Here is a 20,051-nt window from a genome sequence, read left to right as displayed (position 1 = left end):
GCGGAACCTCGACGAGATACCGCTTCCCCCCTTCATGGTCGTCCTCTGAGCACGTCAGTCGCGGTTAGGAGACATGACCATTCTTAGCGAATATGGATTGTTTCGCATACAACGACATTGCGGATGCATGGTCCAGGACCGTCTTTTCCAGCGCCAATCAGGGGTTACGTCCATTGTGCCGTTGGTCACAGCCGACTCTCTGCCATCAAGGTAAGCAAGCGCATGGCCAGCTACCGCCGCCGCGACCAGCGTCGCCAGGGTGACGTCGCAGGCTATCTCGCCCGGCGGATATCCGCCCAGGCGGGCGGTGACGATCGGCCACATCGGGTCGCGATCCCGTCGCGTCAGGTCCAGACAGTGTAGGCACGCCGTCTTGCCCGGGATGACCAGCGGGCCCACGGTCCCGTGCCCTTCGAAGGCCGAGGCCAGGAGGTGCGGGATGCCGAGCGAGGTCAACTCGTTGACCAGCACCCCGTCGAGGGGGGCGACGGGCGTGAGGATGACGAGGTCGGGGCGGTCCGACTGATCCCCGAGGTATGAGCCTCCCGCCATCGCATTGACGGACGGCCGCCGCCACACGCTGTCGTCGGACTCGTGCTCCAGACCACCCTGATGGCTTCCGTCCACCGTGGGGACTGCTGTAGCCCGTGCCGAGCTGGTGGGCTGCCCGCTTTTGGTGGTTCGAATGGAGGTTGCCGGGCTGGTGGGTTGCCCACTTTGCGTGGTGCTAGTGGAAGCTGCTGAACTGGTGGGCTCTCCGCTTCGGGTGGTGCCAGTGGAAGCTGCTGGGCTGGTGGACTGTCCGCTTTGTGTGGTTCGAGTGGAAGCTGTCGAGCCGGTGGGCTGCGCCCCTTCCGCGGTTCGAGCGGAGCGGACGCCCCCACGCGTGCGTGTGGTGTGGGGGTCTTCATCGCTGTGGGGGACGTGGGTGCCTGGCGTGGCTCGGGTGGCGCGAGGGCCTTTCCCGGCTTGCGGGCGTTGGGCTTGGGCGGGCTGGGCTGCCGGGCTTCCTTCGGCGCTGCGACTGTTTGCGGCGGCGCGGGAGTCGTCGCTTGCCCGGGTGGAACCGGTGCCTGTGCTGGCCATGCGCTGAGGCGGGACGGCGCCGGCATTGGTGGTGGGCTGAGGCGCGGCGGCTGTGGGCCGAGGTGGGCTGGTACCAGCGGTGGTGGTGGAGTGGGGTGCAACGGTGTCCGCGGCGGTGGTGGGCTGAGGCGCGGCGGCTGTGGGCCGAAGTGGGCTGGTGCCAGCGGTGGTGGTGGAGTGGGGTGCAACGGTGTCCGCGGCGGTGGTGGGCTGAGGTGCGGCGGTTGTGGGCCGAGGTGGGCTGGTACCAGCGGTGGTGGTGGAGTGGGGTGCAACGGTGTCCGCGGCGGTGGTGGGCTGAGGTGCGGCGGCTGTGGGCCGAGGTGGATTGGTGCCAGTGGCGGCGGCGGACTGGCGTGCGGTGGTGCCCGCGGTGGCGATGGGCCGAGGTTGGGCGGTGCTTGCGGTGGCAGCGGGCGGGGGCGGGGTGGTGCCGGTGGTGAGGGTGGGTTGGGGTGGGACGGTGCCGGCGCCAGGCGGTCGACGCGGGGAGGGTTGGGGTGGGGCGGTGTGGTGGGGGACGGGAGGTGTGGTGTTGGCGGCGGCCGGACTGTGCCTCGCCGTGGGGGTGTGGCCGCCTGAGGTGAGTCGTCTGGCGATCGTCGCGGCGCCCACCTCACGGGGGAGGCCCACCTCCGTCCACGTCAGGCCGCCCGGTGTGATGTCGCACGGGCGTGCCGTGGCTGGGTCGAGGATCCGGATGGTGCCGACTCCGGAGGCGGCGAGCAGGGCGACCACCTGGGCGCCCACCCGGCCCGCTCCATAGACGCGCACCCGCCGCTCACGGCGGCGGGCGATGAGGCCGATCGCGCCGTCGGGGGCGGTCGAGGCGAGGTCGAGGGCGTCGAGGTCCGGTCGCAGGCGGTCTCGTTCGGCCAAGGAGAGGTCGGCGATCGGCGCGGGGCTGGTGGCGGCGTCGTGGAGAGCGCCTTGGGCGGCGAGCTGATCCAGCAGGGATCGGGCCTGGACCTCGTCCAGGCCGGCGGCGGCCGCGTCGCTCAGGACGCACTCCAGGTCGCGGGTGCCGTCGAGGCCCTCTATCCATTGCCGGACGGCTTCGGTCAGGCCGCTCAACATGACGGCCCGGAGAGGGTGTGCGCCGTACTGGAGAGTGTGCTTGTCGCGGATGATGCGCCGGAGGGCGGGCTTCACACGTGGCCTCATGGCGGGAAGGGTTCCATGCCTGAGCAAGATCCCGGGAGGGTTCGGCGGTGGTTGTGGATAACTACGGATCCCGAAGGCGGCCTGTGGAGGCAAGCAGGTCAGAGCGTTGATGGGCGGGCATATCCGGCTGATGGCGGGCGAGGCCGTACAAGGAGGGCTGGATCTGGGGCTGGCGCTGGCGGTTGCGGGCGAGCTGTGTGGCGAGGGCCGCAACGCGGCCTCGGACAGCGGCTGCCGCATGGTGCCGCCCTGATGGTCTGGCTCTGATGGTGCGGTCTGGACGGTGCGGCCCTGACGGCGCTGATGGTGCAGCGCGGATGGGTGCGGCGCTGATGGTGCAGCGCGGCTGGTGGCGTCATGACGGGGCGGTGTGGATGGTGCGGCGGGGGTGGTTGGGGTCTGCAGGCGACAGCTTGGGCGGGAAAGGGTGGCCTCGGGGGCCTGGCGCGGGGACGTGACAGCTGCCACGGAGGCCAGGGACGGGGATCGTAGATAAAGGTCTGGTAAATCAAGCTTTCCCGAAAAATGACCGAATGTCGGAAGCTCGACGGCCCGGAATGAAGATCATTTAGAACGCTCCCATCCCCACAAGACCCCGCAAACTACCCCAGAACCAAGACCATCAAGGCTTGGAAGCCGTGCTGAGGTGGGAATCTTCTGTCTGGCCCGTGACCACGGCCTCCGCCCGGATGATCAGGCGCTCAACGCCCATCGGGAAACGCCGCGTGCCCAAATTCACCGGCTCTTAATCATCTGACCAGCAGAAACAACGTCCACCCTCTGTGGAATTTCGCCAGGGTCGGCTACCGTGCATATGTGCCCCCCGAGACAGTCGAGGTTCGTCGCAGTTCTCGTCGCCGGCGTACGGTCTCCGCCTACCGCGACGGCGACAAGACGATCGTGCTCCTGCCCGCCTGGCTGAGTGGCGAAGACGCAGATGAATGGGTGAGCCGGATGCTGGATCGGCTGGCTGCGAAGGAACGCCGACGAAGGCCCACCGACGAGGCGCTGCTCGAACGAGCCAGAGAGCTGTCAGCGAAATTCCTCGACGGCAAGGCGGAGCCGGCGAGCGTGCGCTGGGTCGACAACCAGCAGCACCGCTGGGGCTCGTGCACCCCCGAGAACGGCACGATCAGGATCTCGACCAGGCTCAAGGGCCTGCCCGAATGGGTCATCAACTACGTGATCATCCACGAGCTGGTGCATCTGCTGGTGCCCAGTCACGGGACCAAGTTCTGGGCGCTGGTAGAACAGTATCCCAAGGCCGAACGCGCGCGCGGGTTTCTGGAGGGATTCTCGGCCGCGGCCCAGACGGCACCGGAGGAGTGTTGACGCGCATCGCCGCGGTCCTGGTACGACAGCGCATGGCACAGGCGGCGCCCCCGGGCGTGGATCCCGCGCGGTTCCTCGAAGCGGTGGCGGAGGACACCTACGAGATGGTCGCGGGGCTGGAGCTCGTCACCCCGGTCCTGATCACCAGCGTTCCCGAGCTGGAGGAGATCGTCTGGCCGGGCACCGAAGTAATCACGATAAAAGACGACGAACCGCTAAAAATCATCCTTGAGCGCCTCAAAGTCGACCAGGCCGCTGTGATCAGCGCGGACGCGCCCGACCTGCCGCCCCTCCTCGTCGGCAAGCTGTTCAGGGAGCTCGGCAGAGCAGAGATCACCGTCTGCCCGGCGGAGAACGGCGGCGCCGTGGCCATGGCCTGCGCGCTCCCCCCGCCCACCTGGGCGGACCCCGACCTCGACGACGAGCGGATCGTGACCACCCTGCGCTCCCAGGCCCCGGGCCCCCGCAGGGTCGCCACCACCCCGGGCTGGCACCGCCTGCGCACCCCCGACGACGTCGAACGCCTCGACCCCGGCCTCGAAGGCTGGGAGAGCACCAGGGCGCTGATCAGGGCACGGTGAGCTCGGCCAGCACCGCCCGGTGGTCGGTCTTCGGCACGTCGCGCACGCTGACCTCCTTCACCCCCACCCGCTCGTCCACCAGCACGTGGTCGATCGTGATGATCGGCGGCACCCGCTTGTTCGCCGGCCACGTCGGTATCAGCCCGGCTCCCACGGTGTCGGCCGCGTCCTTGTAGCCGCGAGCCAGCAGCCCGCGCAGGGCGGCGTGGTCGAGCGAGGCGTTGAAGTCACCGGCGATGATCCGGATCCGGTCGGGGGAAGCGGAGGGAAAGGCCGCCATGGCCTCGTTCCACTCGACGACCTGGGGCCCGAGCGGCGGGAACGGATGCGCGTCGATGAACTCGACCGGCTTCCCGCCGGGCAGCGAGATCAGCGCGGCGGGCATCTGATGCCCGACCGGCGGCATCACGTCCCACAGAGGCTCCACCGGATGCCTGGAGTAGAGCCCGCTCCCGCCGGCGCTCCACTCGTCCTGCAGCACGCGGTACGGCATCAGCTCCTTGAGCCCGGCCTCGTCGAGGTCGGTGACCGCCCCGGGGGTGAGCTCCTGCGTGCTGAGCACGTCGGGCTGGAACTCGCGTACCAGCTCCATGATCGTCGCCGCGTCGGCCCGGCCGAACAGCATGTTGATCGTCATGACCTTCAGCGGCCTGCCCGTGGTGGCCTCCGCCCTGCCCAGCGCCCTGGGCAGCACGCTGAAGCCGAGCGCGGTCGTGGCCAGCAGCGCGACGGCGGTCGCGGCCCGCTTACGCCCGACCGCGGCGATCAGGAGCGGGACCAGCGAGCCGGCCGCGGCGTACGGGGTGGCGGTCATGATCTGCGTGGGCAGCGACCCCCGCTCCAGACCGGCCACCCGCACCACCGCCCATGCCGCGAACGGGGTCACGGCCAGCCAGGTCAAGGCCGTTGCGGGGAACTTCCGGCGCTTGCGCCCGGGTGTCACGATGGTGCCGCCGACGGCAGAAGTCTCCACGCAGCCCCCTATTTGGAACGACGCAAAAGACTCTAGCCAAACGCGCGTGTGCCCGAGCTAAGCGCCGCCCGTCCGCGTGCGGCCAACCGCCGCGTCGCCTCGTCGGACAGCTCGGGGATCGCGTCCACGGGGAACCAGCGCAGGTCGAGCGACTCCTCGCTGATCACGGCATCGGCGCCGGGCGGGGCCACGGCCGCGTACTCGACGTCGAGATGCCAGCTGCGCGGGGGATGGCACCACACCTCGTGCCTGTCGACCGCGAGCGGCCCAGGTAGCAGCTCAAGCCCGGAAATTCCCGACTCCTCCCATGCTTCCCGCAGAGCAACCTCCGCGAGCGACATGTCGGAAATCTCGCAGTGGCCACCCATGGGCAGCCACATCTTGGCCTTCGGATGCAGCGTGAGCAGCACCTGCGTGCCGTCATGCGACAGCACCGCCGTCGTCGCCGTCAGATGCCCCGGTACGCATTCCCGCAGCATCGCGTCGTCATGCGCCCGCAAATGCTCCAGGAACTCCAGGCGCAACGCCTCTTCCTCGGGCGTGGGCGCGCTCCACGCGGACAGCACCGCCACCGCGTCGCCGTGCAGGCTCAACTCTCGTCGCCCTTGTCGTCCTCGTCGTCCTTGTCCTCCGGCTTGGCCTCCAGCTGGGAGATGTCCCAGGCGGCCTCACCGCGTACGAACGCGTCGGGATCGTCGAGGTCGTCGGCCGTCGGCATGAGATCGGGGTGGCCCCACAGCGCGTCGCGCCCCTCGATCCCGCGCTCGCTCTCCAGCGCGCGCCACAGCGCCGCCGCCTCACGCAGCCGCCGGGGCCGCAGCTCCAGCCCCACCAGCGTGCCGAACGTCAGCTCCGCGGGCCCACCGGTCGCGCGCCGCCGGCGTACGGTCTCCGCCAGCGCCACGGCGGAGGGCAGCTTGCCCTCGGCGGCCCGGTCGACCACGGTGGCCACCCACCCCTCGACCAGGGCGAGCATCGTCTCCAGCCGCGCCAGAGCGGCCTTCTGCCGCTCGGTCTCCTCGGGCTTGAGCAGGTTGCCCCCGCTCAGCGCCTCCTGGATCGCCTCAGGATTGTTGATGTCGAGCCCGCGGATCTGCTCTTCGAGCGCCGAGGTGTCGACCGTGATGCCCTTGGCGTATTCCTCGACCGCGCCCAGCAGGTGGGAGCGCAGCCACGGGACGTGCTGGAACAGCCGGTGGTGCGCGGCCTCGCGCAGCGCCAGGTAGAGCCTGATCTCGTCGGACGGGATCTCCAGGCCCTCGCTGAAGGAGGCGATGCCCCCCGGCAGCAGCGCGGCCGTGTCGGACAGCGGCAGGCCGATGTCGGTGGTGCCGACCACCTCGCGGGCCAGCGAGCCGAGCGCCTGCCCGATCTGCTGGCCGACCATCATGCCGCCCATCTGCTTGAGCATGCCGAGCAGCGGGCCGGCCATCTGCTGGGCCTCGGGAGGCAGCCCGGATCCGCCGAGCGCGCCGCCCATGGTCTCGACCATGCGCTCCGCGATCGGCTCGCAGAGCTTGCGCCAGACCGGGACGGTGTTCTCGATCCACTCGGACCGGCTCCAGGCCCGCGGGTTGGACACGCCGCTGGGCAGCGTCGTCGCCTCGTTAAGCCACAGGTCGGCCAGGCTCAGCGCGTCGACGATCTGACGGCGCTCGCCTTCCATGACGCTCGGATCGCCTTGGGCGACCACGGCGTGCCGGGCGATGTTCTTCGCCATGTCCCAGTTGACAGGGCCTGAGCCCTGCGGTGCCGACAGCATGTCGGCGAACTGGCGCATCGCCTGAGCCATCTGCTCAGGGTTGCCGAACATGGCGAACGGGTTCTCGTTAGGGTCGTTTTCGCGACCTGGCAGGTCAGTCACCGCTCTACCTCGTGCAGGATGGAGGAGTCCACATCCGCCACGTTAGTCGTCCTACGGCGGATCAGTGCAAAGTGAGGACCTGGTGCCTACCTCGAAACGCCCGAGCCAACCCGTAGTCGCCGTCACCGGAGCGGCCTCCGGCATAGGCCGAGAGCTGCTCGCGAGGCTCGTATCCTCCGCGGATTTCCGCAGGGTGGTGGCCATTGACGAGGAGCGCGGAGATGTTGGGGAAGCCACGTGGAGAGTGATCGACGTACGGGATCCGCTCTTGGCGAACCGGATCTCCGACATCGACGTCCTGGTCCACCTGGCCGGTGACTACGCCGTCGACTCCGACCCGTCCGAGCGGCGGGCGTACAACCTGCGGGCCGCCCAGACGGTGCTGACGGCCAGCGCGGCGGCGCGCGTGCGGCGTGTGGTGCTGGTCACGAGCGCGATGGTGTACGGCGCCGCGCCCGACAACGAGGTGCCCCTGCCCGAGGACGCCCCCGTGGCGGCCGAGCCCGACACCGGCGTCGTGGGCGACTACCTGGAGATCGAGTCCCTCGTACGCCGGTCGCTGCGCAGCCACCCCGGCCTGGAGGTCACCGTGCTGCGCCCGGCCGCGGTCGTCGGCCCGGGAGCGGACACCGTCATCACCCGTCACTTCGAGTCGCCGAGGCTCCTGACGGTCAAGGGCTGCAACCCGCGCTGGCAGTTCTGCCACATCGACGACCTGGTCTCCGCCCTGGAGCTGGCCGCCCGCGGCGCCGTCACGGGCGTGGTCGCCGTCGGCTCCGACGGATGGATGGAGCAGGAGCAGGTCGAGGAGCTGTCGAACATCCGCAGGTTCGAGCTGCCCGCGGGGCTGACGTTCAGCACGGCCCAGCGCCTCCACCGGCTCGGCATCACGCCGGCCCCGGCGACCGACCTGCACTACGTCGTCTACCCGTGGGTCGTCGACTGCACGGCGCTGCGCGAGGCGGGCTGGAAGCCCTCGTGGACGAACGAGGCCGCGTTCGAGCAGCTCCTGGAGCTGCGCGAGAACAGGACGACCGTGGTCGGCCGGCGCCTGCCCGTCAAGGAGGCCACGCTCACCGCGGCCGGCGCCACCGTGGCCGTCATCGGCACCGCGGCGATCGTCCGCCAGGTGCGCAAGAAGCGGCGCGCCTGAGAAATTCGCCGCCAACCCGGCTTTGACCAGGAACGATGGCGTTTCGGCAGTCCAGCGGGCGGATTTCTTGTTGGTAGGCTCTTTGCGTGGACGTCATCCGCTTGCTCGGCATTCGTGATACCCCGCTCTCCACCGACGAGGTGCTGGCCGCCGTGGGCGACCACGCCGCCGGCGGCACCGCCGTCTTCGTGGGCACCGTGCGCGAGCAGGACCACGGAAAGCCGGTGACCAGGCTCTCCTACTCGGCCCACCCCTCGGCGGAGGCCGAGCTGCGGCAGGTCGCCGAGAAGGTGGCCGCCGACTTCCCCGTGACGGCGCTGGCCGCCGTCCACCGCGTGGGCGACCTGGAGCTGGGCGAGGCGGCCGTCATCGTCGCGGTGGCCGCACCCCACAGGGACGAGGCGTTCAAGGCCTCGAGACGGCTGATCGACGACCTCAAGGCAAACGTCCCCATCTGGAAACACCAGGTGTTCGCCGACGGTGAGACCGAATGGGTCGGCGCCGGCGAATAAGCTCATCGACATGTCACGACGCGCCCTGACCCTTCTGCTCGCGGGATTCCTCGTGCTCGCGCTCGGCGTGGTGGGCGCGTTCAGTCCGGTCCCGTACGTCGTGCTGAGCCCCGGCCCGACCGAGAACACGATCGGCGAGGTCGACAAGAAGCCCGTGATCTCGATCAAGGGGCGGGAGACATACCCGACCAGCGGCGCGCTGAGCCTGGTCACGGTGGCCTACCAAGGCGGCCCGGCCGCCCAGATCGACCTGCTGACGGCGTTGCGCGGCTGGATCGACCCGACCGTGGCGGTGGTCCCGCAGGAGACCATCTTCGCTCCCAACCGCGACCCCAAGGAGGTCGAGGAGGAGAACACGGTCGAGATGACCAACTCCCAGGACTCCGCCAGGGCCGCCGCCCTCAACGAGCTCAAGATCCCCTTCAACATGGTCGTGACCGTGGTCTCCACGGAAAAGGGCCGGCCCGCCGACGGCAAGCTGCTGAAGGGCGACGAGATCAACTCCGTGGACGGCAAGCCCGCGAAGGACGTCGACGTCGTGGGTGACGCGGTCAAGGCGCACAAACCGGGCGACAACGTGGCCTTCTCCGTCACCAGGGGAGGCCAGAAGCTCGACGTCACCGTGCCCACCGTGGCCGGCCCCAAGGGGCAGACCCTCGTGGGCGTGGTCATGCAGGCCAAGTACAAGTTCCCGTTCGACGTCGACATCAACGTCGGCGACGTCGGCGGGCCGAGCGCGGGGCTGATGTTCTCGCTCGGCATAGTCGACAAGCTGACGCCCGGCGAGATCACCGGCGGCAAGCGGATCGCCGGCACCGGCACGATCCAGCCGTCGGGCGAGGTCGGCGCGATCGGCGGCATCGCCCAGAAGATGGTGGGCGCGAAAGACTCCGGCGCGACGGTCTTCCTGACGCCCGCCGACAACTGCGCCGAGGCCATGCAAGCCGTGCCCGACGGGCTCCGGCTGGTCAGGGCCGACACGCTGCATGACGCGGTGCTGGCGCTCGACGCGCTGCGCACCGGCAAGGGCAACGTGCCCGCGTGCGAGGCCGGATGAAACTTCTGGAGCTCGCCGTGCGTTAGCCGTAGGGCTGGCCCTGCGGTGTAGGTTGCCAGACACGGACCGTTTCTTCATCACGACGAGGGGTTGGCCTTGAGCTTCCGGACCCCAGGAGCCGGTAGGGCGATGCGCTTGCCCCGCCGTCCGAGACTGCTTCTGCCTGTGGCGATCGCTCTGGTGGCGATCGTGGCGCTATTTTTCCTATTTTCCGGAATTTATACCGACTATCTATGGTTTGACGCGGCCAACTACACAACGATCTTCTCCGGCGTCCTGCTGACCGAGATCGTGCTGTTCCTGGTCGGGGCATTGCTGATGGTCGGCATCGCGGGCGGCAACATGCTGCTGGCCTTCCGGACGCGGCCGATGTTCGGGCCCGCGATGTTCGGCGGGGGCAGCGGCGCCGACCGCTACCGCATGGCGCTCGACCCCCACCGCAAGCTGATCTTCATTGTCGGCATGGGCCTGTTCGCACTCTTCTCCGGCTCCTCGTTCGCCGGCCAGTGGGAGACGTGGCTGAAGTTCATCAACGGCGAGTCGTTCGGCAAGCAGGACGAGCTGTTCAAGGAGGACATCTCGTTCTACGTGTTCGACTATCCGTTCATCCGGATGGTGCTGAACTTCCTGTTCACCGCCGTGATCATCTCGATCGTGCTGGCGGCGATCACGCACTACCTGTACGGAGGGTTCCGGCTGCAGTCGCCGGGCGTGCACGCGTCCAGGGCGGCCCGCATCCACCTGTCCGTGCTGCTCGGCGTCTTCGTCCTGCTGAAGGCCGTCGCCTACTTCTACGACCGCTACGGCCTGGTCTTCTCCGACCGCGGGTTCGTCCACGGCGCCTCCTATACCGACGTCAACGCCGTCCTGCCGGCCAAGACCATCCTCGCGATCATCGCGCTGATCTGCGCCGCCCTGTTCTTCGCCGGCATCTTCCGGCCCGGCGGCATGCTCCCCGGCGTCTCGGCCGGCCTGCTCGTGCTCTCGGCCATCCTGATCGGCGGCGTCTACCCGGCGCTGGTCGAGCAGTTCCAGGTCAAGCCCAACCAGCAGGGCAAGGAGTCGGCCTACATCCAGCGCAACATCAACGCCACGCGCGAGGCGTACAACCTGGACAAGACCGAGGTCGAAAACTACAACGCCGAGTCCGACCCGTCCAAGGTCCAGAAGGAGGGCGACGCCTCCGTCTCCGGCGTCCGGCTGCTCGACCCGGCGCTGCTGTCCTCGACGTACGAGCAGACACAGCGCATCCGCGGTTTCTACAACTTCGGCGACACGCTCGACGTCGACCGCTACCCTGACAGCACCGGCAAGCTGGTCGACCATGTCGTCGGCGTGCGCGAGATGACCGGTCCGCCCGAGGGCCAGAACAACTGGATCAACCGGGCCCTGGTCTACACCCACGGCTACGGCTTCGTCGCCGCGCCGGGCAACCAGGTCGACGGCGGCGGCCTGCCCAACTACGACGCCAAGGACATGCCGGTCACCGGCCCTCTGGTGAACACCACCGGGCTGCGCCAGTCGCGCGTCTACTTCGGCGAGGAGCCGTCCGCCGAGGAGTACGTCATCGCGGGCGGCAACCCGAAGAACCCGCAGGAGCTCGACTACCCGCAGACGGGCGGCACGGGCCAGGCGAACAACACCTACGACGGCAAGGGCGGCGTCCGCGTCGGCTCGTTCATCAACAGGCTCGTCTACGCCGCTAAATACGGCGAGGCGAACATCCTGCTGTCGGGCGACATCAACGACAACTCCCAGATCCTGTACGTGCGCAACCCGCGCGACAGGGTCCAGAAGGTCGCGCCCTTCCTCACGCTCGACGGCAACCCCTACCCGGCGATCGTCGACGGGCGCATCACCTGGATCCTCGACGGGTACACGACGTCCAACGACTACCCGTACTCGCAGAGCGAGAGCCTCGGCGACATGACGCGCGACGCGTCCACCGACCGCCGCGTGATCGCCCAGCAGCCGAGCGACAAGATCAACTACATCCGCAACTCCGTCAAGGCCACGGTCGACGCCTACGACGGCACGGTCACGCTCTACGGCTGGGACACCAACGACCCGCTGCTCAAGACCTGGAGCAAGGCGTTCCCGGGGATCATCCGCCCGGCCTCGGAGATGAGCGCCGACCTGCGCAACCATGTCCGCTACCCCGAAGACCTGTTCAAGGTGCAGCGCTACACCCTGTCGCGCTACCACATCACCAACCCCGCCGCCTTCTACAGCGGCCAGGACTTCTGGAACGTCCCGGGCGACCCCACGCAGAACGACAAGAACATCAAGCAGCCGCCCTACTACCTGACCACCACGATGCCGGGCGGCACGCCGACGTTCTCGCTGACGACGACGTTCGTGCCGCGGCAGGGGAGCGCCAACCTGTCGGCGTTCATGGCGGTCGACTCGTCGGCCGGCTCCGGCTACGGCCGGCTGCGCATCCTGCGCATGCCGTCCAACACGCCCATCCCGGGCCCCGGGCAGGTGCAGAACGCCTTCCAGAGCCGCCTGGCCGGTCAGCTCAACGTGATGGGCGTGGGTAGCTCGTCGCTCCGGTACGGCAACCTGCTGACGCTGCCGTACGCGGGCGGACTGCTCTACGTCGAGCCGGTGTACGTCCAGGTGGCCGCGGGCGGGGGCCAGGAGCCGTACCCGATCCTGCAACGGGTCCTGGTGTCGTACGGCAACAAGATCGGCGTCGGGCCGGACCTGGAGAAGGCGCTCGCGGAGGTCTTCGGCGGCCAGCAACAGCAGCCGAACACCCCCACCGAGCAGAACGTCCCCAACCAGGCCAACACGGCGATCAACTCGGCGATCGCCAACGCCAAGAAGGCGTACGAGGACGCGCAGAAGGCCCTGCAGTCCAGTCCGCCCAACTGGGACGCCTACGGCGAGGCGCAGAAGCGGCTGGAGGAGGCGCTGAAGGCGCTGGAGGGGGCCAACGCCCAGCAGCCCAAGCCCTCGGCGACCCCGTCGGCCACCCCATCCGCCACCCCGTCGGCGACCCCGTCAGGCTCGCCGCCGGCCACGCCTTCGGGCTCGCCATCGCCTACGGGATCGCAAGCGGCGGGCACGTCCTAGCTCAATCAGTTTGCGCCCACCCCTCGCCGCCCACTAGTCTTTAAAGGCAACAACGCGACGCGGGGTGGAGCAGTTCGGTAGCTCGCTGGGCTCATAACCCAGAGGTCGCAGGTTCAAATCCTGCCCCCGCTACCAGCCCAGAAGCCCGGGCTCCTTAAACGGAGTCCGGGCTTTTGCTTTTCCCGGTGGCGGGGTGCGCCGAATCGGCCGGGGATGTGTTCCCCGTCCAACCGCTGCCGCGCCGGCGGACGGTCGCTCGGGCCGCCCGGCTGCGGGGACGCCCTTCGGCGGAGATCCTTCGCCGACCCCCGCGCCCCTTCCTCTCAGGCGCCCTCACCGTACTCCGGGTCGGCGGCGGTCAAAGCACTCTCGCGGGCCCTGTATAGTTATCTCAGAGACACCGACGCGGGGTGGAGCAGTTCGGTAGCTCGCTGGGCTCATAACCCAGAGGTCGCAGGTTCAAATCCTGTCCCCGCTACAAAGCCAGAGTCCCTGGTCACCGGAGAGATCCGGAGACCGGGGACTTTGTCGTTTTCCGATCTTGCCGCCTTCATCCGCGAATGATTACATCATTACATGACTGAAGAATCAGTGCCCACGCTGTACGACTGGGCCGGCGGCGCCGAGGCGTTCGAGCGGCTGACCGAAGCGTTCTACCGCACGGTCGTCAAGGACGACCTGATCGGTCCGCTGTTCGCGCACATGGACCCCGATCACCCCGCATACGTGGCGATGTGGCTCAGCGAGGTCTTCGGCGGCCCCGACCGGTACACCAAGGAGCGCGGCGGCTACCCGAACATGCTCCGCCACCACCTCGGCAAGGCCATCACCGAGCCCCAGCGCCGCAGGTGGGTGAATCTCCTCATGGACGCGGCCGATGAGGTGGGACTGCCTGACGACCCCGAGTTCAGGGCGGCGTTCGCCGGCTACATCGAATGGGGCACCAGGCTGGCCAGGCACAACTCCCAGCCGGACGCCACGCCTCCGCTCGAGGCCCCCGTGCCCCACTGGGGTTGGGGGGTCGCGCCGCCGTACCAGCCGTAACCTGGAGGAATGGGGAGCACGTCCCGCGGGAGGCTGCGCGTTCACCTGGGTGCGGCGCCCGGCGTGGGCAAGACGTACGACATGCTGAGCGAGGCCCACCGCGCCCGCGAACGAGGCAAGGACGTGGTCGTGGGCTTCGTCGAGACCCACGGCCGCGCCAGGACGGCCCGCCTGCTCGACGGGCTGGAGGTCCTGCCGAGGCGGACGATGACCTACCGCGGAGCGACGTTCACCGAGCTGGACGTCGATGCCGTCATCGCCCGCGCCCCCACCGTGGCGCTGATCGACGAGCTCGCCCACACGAACGTCCCCGGCTCCCGCAACGTCAAGCGCTGGCAGGACATCGACGAAGTGCTCGACGCCGGCATCGACGTCGTCTCCACCCTCAACATCCAGCACCTCGAATCCCTGAACGACGTGGTCGAGCAGATCACCGGTGTGTCGCAGCGGGAGACCGTGCCCGACGAGGTGGTGCGGCGGGCCGACCAGATCGAGCTCGTCGACATGTCACCCGAGGCGCTACGCCGGCGGATGGCGCACGGGAACGTCTACCCGCCCGATCGCGTCGACGCCGCGCTGGCCAACTACTTCCGCGTCGGCAACCTGACCGCCTTGCGGGAGCTCGCCCTGATCTGGCTGGCGGACAAGGTGGACGAGCAACTCGACCAATATCGCGCCGACCATGCCATAGCGGGCACCTGGGAGGCCCGCGAGCGCGTGGTCGTCGCCCTCACCGGAGGCCCGGAAGGGGACACGCTCATCCGCCGGGCCGCGCGCATCGCGGCCAGGAGCAAGGGGGCCGACCTGCTGGCCGTGCACGTCACGAGCGCCGACGGCCTCACCTCCGCCGGCGACCCCGCGAACCTGGTGCACCAGCGGGCCCTCGTCGAGGCCCTCGGCGGGTCCTACCACCAGGTGGTCGGCGACGACATCCCGCACGCGCTGCTGGAGTTCGCCCGTGGCGTGAACGCCACCCAGCTCGTGCTGGGCGCGTCGCGAAGGGGACGGCTCGCGCAGATCCTCGCGCGTGGCGTGGGAGTGACGACGACGGCGCTGTCCGGGTCGATCGACGTGCACATGGTGACGCACGAGGCGACCAGGACGGGCCGCGGGCGGGCGCGGTCGAGCGCCGCGCTGACCCGCAGGCGGCGGCTGTCCGGCTGGGGGCTGGCGCTGCTCGGGCCGCCGCTGCTCACAACCGGGCTCCAGCCGCTGGGCCTGTCGCTGCCCAGCGAGATCCCGCTCTTCCTGCTGCTGGTCGTCGGGGTGGCCCTGGTGGGCGGCATGTGGCCGGCGTTGACGGCGGCGGTGCTCGGGTTCGGGCTGCTCAACTGGTTCTTCACGCCGCCGCTGCACACGTTGACGATCGCCGAGCCGCAGAACGTGCTCGCGCTCACCACGTTCGTGCTGGTGGCGGTCATGGTCAGCACGGTCGTGGACCTGGCGGCCAGGCGCAGCAGGGAAGCGGCGCGCTCGCGGGCGGACGCCGAGGTGCTGTCCACGCTGGCGGGTCACGTGCTGAGGGGCGAGGCGGCGCTGCCGTCGCTGCTGGCCAGGACGCGGGAGACGTTCGGGTTCAGCTCGGTGACCCTGCTGGAGCGTACGGACGGCTGGCACATCGTCGCCACCTCGGGCGGCATGCCGTGCACGAGCCCGGGCACGGCCGACACCGACGTCATGATCGACGAACGGCTCGTGCTCGCCGCCCGGGGGCGGCTGCTGGACGCGAGCGACCGGCGGGTGCTGGAGGCGTTCGCGGCGGAGACGGCGGTCGCCCTGCGCGAGCAGCGGCTGCGCGAGGCGGCCGAGCAGGCCGAGCCGCTGGCCGAGGCCGACAGGATGCGCACCGCTCTGCTGGCCGCCGTCAGCCACGACCTTCGTACGCCGCTCGCCTCGGCCAAGGCGGCGGTCGAGAGCCTGCGCAGCACCGACGTGACCTGGTCGGACGAGGACCGCGGCGAACTGCTGGCCACCGCCGACGAGTCGCTGATCAAGCTGGACCGGCTCGTCGCCAACCTTCTCGACATGAGCCGTCTCCAGGCCGGCGTGCTCGGCGTGAACCTGGAGCCCGTGGCGATCGAGGACGTGCTGCCGCACGCCATCGACGACCTAGGACCGCTGAGCGACCAGATCCGCAGCGACCTGCCGCCCATCGTCCCCGAGATCATGGCCGACCCCGCCCTGCTGGAGCGCGTGCTCGTCAACCTCATGTCGAACGCCGTCCGCTACAGCCCCGACGGCGAACCCGTGCTCGTCAACGCCAGCTGGCACGGCTCGAACGTGGAGATCCGCATCATCGACCGGGGCCCCGGCATTCCGCCGGAAGCGCATGAAAGGGTGTTCATGCCGTTCCAGCGGCTCGGCGACCGCGACAGCCACACGGGAGTGGGGCTCGGCCTGGCGCTCTCGCGCGGCCTCACCGAGGCGATGGGAGGCACGCTCGTGCTGGAGGACACGCCCGGAGGGGGACTGACCATGACCGTCTCGCTGCGGAGGCACCCGTGACCCGCGTGCTGGTGGTGGACGACGAGCCGCAGATCCTGCGTGCGCTGCGCGTCAACCTGGCCGCCCGGCAATACGAGGTGGCGGTCGCCGCCGACGGCGGCTCGGCGCTGCGCCAGGCCGCCGAATGGCATCCCGACCTGGTCATCCTCGATCTCGGGCTGCCCGATCTGGACGGTGTGGAGGTCATCGAGGGCCTGCGCGGCTGGACCGCCGTGCCGATCATCGTCCTCTCGGGGCGCGCGGACAGTACCGACAAGGTGGACGCGCTCGACGCGGGCGCCGACGACTACGTGACGAAGCCGTTCAGCATCGACGAGCTGCTCGCGCGCGTCCGCGCGGTGACCCGCCGCACGGGCCAGCACGAGGAGGAGGCCGCCACGGTGCGGCTGGGCGATCACGTGATCGACCTCTCCAGCAAGACGATCTCGGGAGGGGTACGGCTGACGCCCACGGAGTGGCACTTCCTGGAGATCCTGCTGCGTAACCCGGGCAAGCTGATCAGCCAGCGCCAGCTGCTGCGGGAGGTCTGGGGAGACTCCTACCTCAAGGAGACGCACTACCTGCGCCAGTACATGGCCCAGCTCCGGCGCAAGCTCGAGCGGGATCCCGCCCGTCCGGTGCATCTGCTGACCGAGTCGGGGATGGGCTACCGGTTCCAGCCGTCGGCTTCCTCCGATTAGCGGCGGCCGGCTGACGGCTTGACGAGCATCATGACCGCTCGCTGCACGGCCCAGCCCAGCAGCAGGACCCCGAAGGCCACCTGCACGACCCGCATCCAGAGGGAAGAGTTCTGATCTGCATAGATCACGACACCAACCCACATCAGGCCAAATATCCCGACTAGTGCGACTGCCGCCCAGTTCAACCTGCGCTGCCACATATGCGAAGTCTTACAGCCGGTCAGCCAAGGCCGGGTATGGGCCGAGTGCTCATCGGGTCAGCGGCTAATGCGGGAGGGCCCGCCTCATGCCGACGCACCGGCGCAGGCGCATTCCGCGGGGGCGCTGGGGGACGGACTCCTCCAGGCAGGCGAGCAGCAGGGCCGCCGTACGGGCGTCCGCCAGGATGCGCTGCACGGCCTCGCCGTCCGCCGGCATCTGACCGCGCTCCGACAGCTCGTGCTTGACGAACGCCATGGGGTCGGGCGCGTCCGCGAGGTCGGCCGCCACCGTCGCCCGCGCCGCCGTGAGCAGACGCAGGTAGTGGGTACGGAGTACGGCCTCGCGCATGCGGGCGTGTTCGAGGTCGTCGATCAGGGTCCTGGCGATTCTCAGCAGGTCTCCGGCATGGGTCGCCTCGTCGGCGAGGAAGGCACGGATGTCGTCGAACTCCGAGCGGGTCATAGCGGACACCTCCGAGAGCGCAGTCTGCTCGTAGGTACCTTCGTACCTGGCGGCGGTTGCGGATGACTTGCCGTCGGCTTGACGGCTGGGGTGCCGACCTGGGTGTCCTTGGTGAGGTTTGGGCGTTGCGTGGTGAGGGAACAACCACGTGATTACCTGAGTGGCGCGAAGTGGGTGCGTCGGGCTGCTAGAGTTGCTTCGCGCAGGGCGGCCGAGGGGGTCCACAGAGACTCCCGGAGATGCCCGGCAAATCCCACTTACTTCGAGGGTCGTCCTCCGGTGGATTCGCATCGGTTCGGATGGCCTGATAAGTTAGAGGGGTTGTCCCGGAAACGGGGCAGGTCTTAATTCCAGCAAGTCGAGCGAGTCGGGTCAATTTGACAGGGACTTGAACGGCTGAAAGAATAAAGACACAACGAAATGAACGCCTCCGAGCGAAAGACCGGAACGGTTTTGAGCAAGGAAGTACGCGTCCGTTTCTTGAGAACTCAACAGTGTGTTAAAAGCCAGTGCATGAGATACATGCATATCCCCGTCATTATTGACGGAAATTGCTTGGATTCACAATCCAAACGAAAGACATTGTTTGGAGAGTTTGATCCTGGCTCAGGACGAACGCTGGCGGCGTGCTTAACACATGCAAGTCGAGCGGAAAGGCCCTTCGGGGTACTCGAGCGGCGAACGGGTGAGTAACACGTGAGCAACCTGCCCCTGACTCTGGGATAAGCCCGGGAAACTGGGTCTAATACCGGATACGACCGCCCCCGGCATCGGGTGGTGGTGGAAAGTTTTTCGGTTGGGGATGGGCTCGCGGCCTATCAGCTTGTTGGTGGGGTAGTGGCCTACCAAGGCGACGACGGGTAGCCGGCCTGAGAGGGCGACCGGCCACACTGGGACTGAGACACGGCCCAGACTCCTACGGGAGGCAGCAGTGGGGAATATTGCGCAATGGGCGGAAGCCTGACGCAGCGACGCCGCGTGGGGGATGACGGCCTTCGGGTTGTAAACCTCTTTCAGCAGGGACGAAGTTGACGTGTACCTGCAGAAGAAGCGCCGGCTAACTACGTGCCAGCAGCCGCGGTAATACGTAGGGCGCAAGCGTTGTCCGGAATTATTGGGCGTAAAGAGCTCGTAGGTGGCTGGTCGCGTCTGCCGTGAAAGCCCGCAGCTTAACTGCGGGTCTGCGGTGGATACGGGCCGGCTAGAGGTAGGTAGGGGCAAGTGGAATTCCTGGTGTAGCGGTGAAATGCGCAGATATCAGGAGGAACACCGGTGGCGAAGGCGGCTTGCTGGGCCTTACCTGACGCTGAGGAGCGAAAGCGTGGGGAGCGAACAGGATTAGATACCCTGGTAGTCCACGCTGTAAACGTTGGGCGCTAGGTGTGGGGATCTTCCACGATCTCCGTGCCGGAGCTAACGCATTAAGCGCCCCGCCTGGGGAGTACGGCCGCAAGGCTAAAACTCAAAGGAATTGACGGGGGCCCGCACAAGCGGCGGAGCATGTTGCTTAATTCGACGCAACGCGAAGAACCTTACCAAGGTTTGACATCACCCGGAAACGCCTGGAGACAGGCGCCTCTTCGGACTGGGTGACAGGTGGTGCATGGCTGTCGTCAGCTCGTGTCGTGAGATGTTGGGTTAAGTCCCGCAACGAGCGCAACCCTTGCTCCATGTTGCCAGCACGCCCTTCGGGGTGGTGGGGACTCATGGGGGACTGCCGGGGTCAACTCGGAGGAAGGTGGGGATGACGTCAAGTCATCATGCCCCTTATGTCTTGGGCTGCAAACATGCTACAATGGCCGGTACAGAGGGTTGCGATACCGTGAGGTGGAGCGAATCCCTAAAAGCCGGTCTCAGTTCGGATTGGGGTCTGCAACTCGACCCCATGAAGTCGGAGTCGCTAGTAATCGCAGATCAGCAATGCTGCGGTGAATACGTTCCCGGGCCTTGTACACACCGCCCGTCACGTCACGAAAGTCGGCAACACCCGAAGCCCGTGGCCCAACCAGCTTGCTGGGGGGAGCGGTCGAAGGTGGGGCTGGCGATTGGGACGAAGTCGTAACAAGGTAGCCGTACCGGAAGGTGCGGCTGGATCACCTCCTTTCTAAGGAGCATCTTCACCCTTCACCACCGAATGTGTGGTGGGGTGACAGCTCACTAGTGGAGCACTGGCTACTCAATCAGGCCGTGATTGTCGGACTGCTAGTACCGCCCGTGAGGGAGTGGGAACGGGGTTTCGAGGGTCCGGGCTGGTTGGACACACTGTTGGGTCCTGAGGAAACGGGTGACCGGTTCTTCTGGAGTACAGGGCCGCTGAAAGGTCTTCCGAGATCTGGAGGCGGTTGCTGTTTGTTGT

General features: G+C 68.1%; 16 protein-coding genes, 2 tRNA genes and 1 rRNA gene. 13 read left to right on the top strand and 6 right to left on the bottom strand.

Annotated elements, in window-relative coordinates; genetic code table 11:
* Positions 1–54: 54 nt before the first annotated feature.
* Complete coding sequence (locus H4W80_RS28315) at positions 55–627, bottom strand: hypothetical protein (RefSeq protein WP_192787862.1); 573 nt, start codon at positions 625–627, stop codon at positions 55–57.
* 1,732 nt (positions 628–2,359) lie between these two features.
* Between H4W80_RS28315 and H4W80_RS28310 the strand changes: the two genes are divergently transcribed.
* The 3 genes from H4W80_RS28310 (at position 2,360) to H4W80_RS28300 (ending at position 4,163) form a co-directional block, all read left to right on the top strand.
* On the top strand, positions 2,360–2,503 hold the full coding sequence (locus tag H4W80_RS28310; protein WP_192787861.1) for a hypothetical protein: 144 nt from the start codon (positions 2,360–2,362) through the stop codon (positions 2,501–2,503).
* Positions 2,504–3,150: 647 nt separating this feature from the next.
* The gene (locus H4W80_RS28305; RefSeq protein ID WP_185078319.1) at positions 3,151–3,582 is read left to right on the top strand and encodes a M48 metallopeptidase family protein; all 432 of its coding nucleotides are present in this window, start codon (positions 3,151–3,153) and stop codon (positions 3,580–3,582) included.
* Positions 3,579–4,163: a hypothetical protein gene (locus tag H4W80_RS28300; protein WP_192787860.1), complete on the top strand. Its 585-nt coding sequence runs from the start codon at positions 3,579–3,581 to the stop codon at positions 4,161–4,163. Before H4W80_RS28305 ends, H4W80_RS28300 begins: the two co-directional genes overlap by 4 nt.
* Here H4W80_RS28300 and H4W80_RS28295 read toward each other — a convergent pair.
* Genes H4W80_RS28295 through H4W80_RS28285 form a run of 3 tightly spaced genes read right to left on the bottom strand, consistent with a single transcriptional unit; the run spans position 4,150 to position 7,000 of the window.
* A complete protein-coding gene (locus H4W80_RS28295; RefSeq protein WP_192787859.1) occupies positions 4,150–5,136 on the bottom strand; it encodes an endonuclease/exonuclease/phosphatase family protein in 987 nt (328 codons plus the stop codon). The genes H4W80_RS28300 and H4W80_RS28295 overlap by 14 nt on opposite strands.
* Positions 5,137–5,168: 32 nt before the next feature.
* Positions 5,169–5,729 carry an NUDIX hydrolase gene (locus tag H4W80_RS28290; protein WP_192787858.1) on the bottom strand — a complete coding sequence of 187 codons (561 nt, stop codon included), beginning with the start codon at positions 5,727–5,729 and terminating at the stop codon, positions 5,169–5,171.
* A complete protein-coding gene (locus tag H4W80_RS28285; protein WP_192787857.1) occupies positions 5,726–7,000 on the bottom strand; it encodes a zinc-dependent metalloprotease in 1,275 nt (424 codons plus the stop codon). Before H4W80_RS28285 ends, H4W80_RS28290 begins: the two co-directional genes overlap by 4 nt.
* A 79-nt stretch (positions 7,001–7,079) precedes the next feature.
* Here H4W80_RS28285 and H4W80_RS28280 point away from each other — a divergent pair, with 79 nt between their 5' ends.
* From H4W80_RS28280 to H4W80_RS28240, 9 genes are all read left to right on the top strand, one after another.
* Positions 7,080–8,153, top strand: a complete 1,074-nt coding sequence (locus tag H4W80_RS28280; RefSeq protein ID WP_192793783.1) for an NAD-dependent epimerase/dehydratase family protein — start codon at positions 7,080–7,082, stop codon at positions 8,151–8,153.
* A gap of 86 nt (positions 8,154–8,239) precedes the next feature.
* Positions 8,240–8,665, top strand: a complete 426-nt coding sequence (locus tag H4W80_RS28275) for a molybdenum cofactor biosynthesis protein MoaE (protein ID WP_192787856.1) — start codon at positions 8,240–8,242, stop codon at positions 8,663–8,665.
* Positions 8,666–8,675: 10 nt separating this feature from the next.
* Entirely contained in the window at positions 8,676–9,722 is a 1,047-nt protein-coding gene (locus H4W80_RS28270) for a YlbL family protein (protein WP_192787855.1), read from the top strand.
* Positions 9,723–9,851: 129 nt separating this feature from the next.
* Positions 9,852–12,803, top strand: coding sequence for a UPF0182 family membrane protein (locus tag H4W80_RS28265; RefSeq protein ID WP_192787854.1), 2,952 nt, complete (start codon positions 9,852–9,854; stop codon positions 12,801–12,803).
* 58 nt (positions 12,804–12,861) lie between these two features.
* Positions 12,862–12,938: transfer RNA gene (locus H4W80_RS28260), tRNA-Met, on the top strand.
* Positions 12,939–13,207: 269 nt separating this feature from the next.
* Positions 13,208–13,281, top strand: a tRNA-Met gene (locus H4W80_RS28255).
* Between the two features lie 98 nt (positions 13,282–13,379).
* Complete coding sequence (locus H4W80_RS28250; RefSeq protein WP_192787853.1) at positions 13,380–13,847, top strand: group II truncated hemoglobin; 468 nt, start codon at positions 13,380–13,382, stop codon at positions 13,845–13,847.
* A gap of 9 nt (positions 13,848–13,856) precedes the next feature.
* On the top strand, positions 13,857–16,352 hold the full coding sequence (locus H4W80_RS28245; protein WP_192787852.1) for a sensor histidine kinase: 2,496 nt from the start codon (positions 13,857–13,859) through the stop codon (positions 16,350–16,352).
* Positions 16,349–17,032 (top strand): response regulator, encoded by a 684-nt coding sequence (locus tag H4W80_RS28240; RefSeq protein WP_192787851.1) that lies wholly within the window; start codon positions 16,349–16,351, stop codon positions 17,030–17,032. The genes H4W80_RS28245 and H4W80_RS28240 overlap by 4 nt, the downstream gene beginning before the upstream one ends.
* Here the strand turns inward: H4W80_RS28240 and H4W80_RS62885 are convergent.
* Complete coding sequence (locus tag H4W80_RS62885) at positions 17,029–17,160, bottom strand: hypothetical protein (RefSeq protein ID WP_264086008.1); 132 nt, start codon at positions 17,158–17,160, stop codon at positions 17,029–17,031. The two genes, H4W80_RS28240 and H4W80_RS62885, sit on opposite strands and share 4 nt — an antisense overlap.
* 136 nt (positions 17,161–17,296) lie before the next feature.
* A complete protein-coding gene (locus H4W80_RS28230) occupies positions 17,297–17,695 on the bottom strand; it encodes a hypothetical protein (RefSeq protein ID WP_192787849.1) in 399 nt (132 codons plus the stop codon).
* A 583-nt stretch (positions 17,696–18,278) separates the two neighbouring features.
* Here H4W80_RS28230 and H4W80_RS28225 point away from each other — a divergent pair.
* Positions 18,279–19,799, top strand: a 16S ribosomal RNA gene (locus tag H4W80_RS28225).
* Positions 19,800–20,051: the final 252 nt, after the last annotated feature.

Origin of the sequence: Nonomuraea angiospora (assembly GCF_014873145.1) — a bacterium.
Taxonomy (GTDB): Bacteria; Actinomycetota; Actinomycetes; order Streptosporangiales; family Streptosporangiaceae; genus Nonomuraea; species Nonomuraea angiospora.
This window is presented reverse-complemented; position numbering and strand designations above follow the sequence as displayed.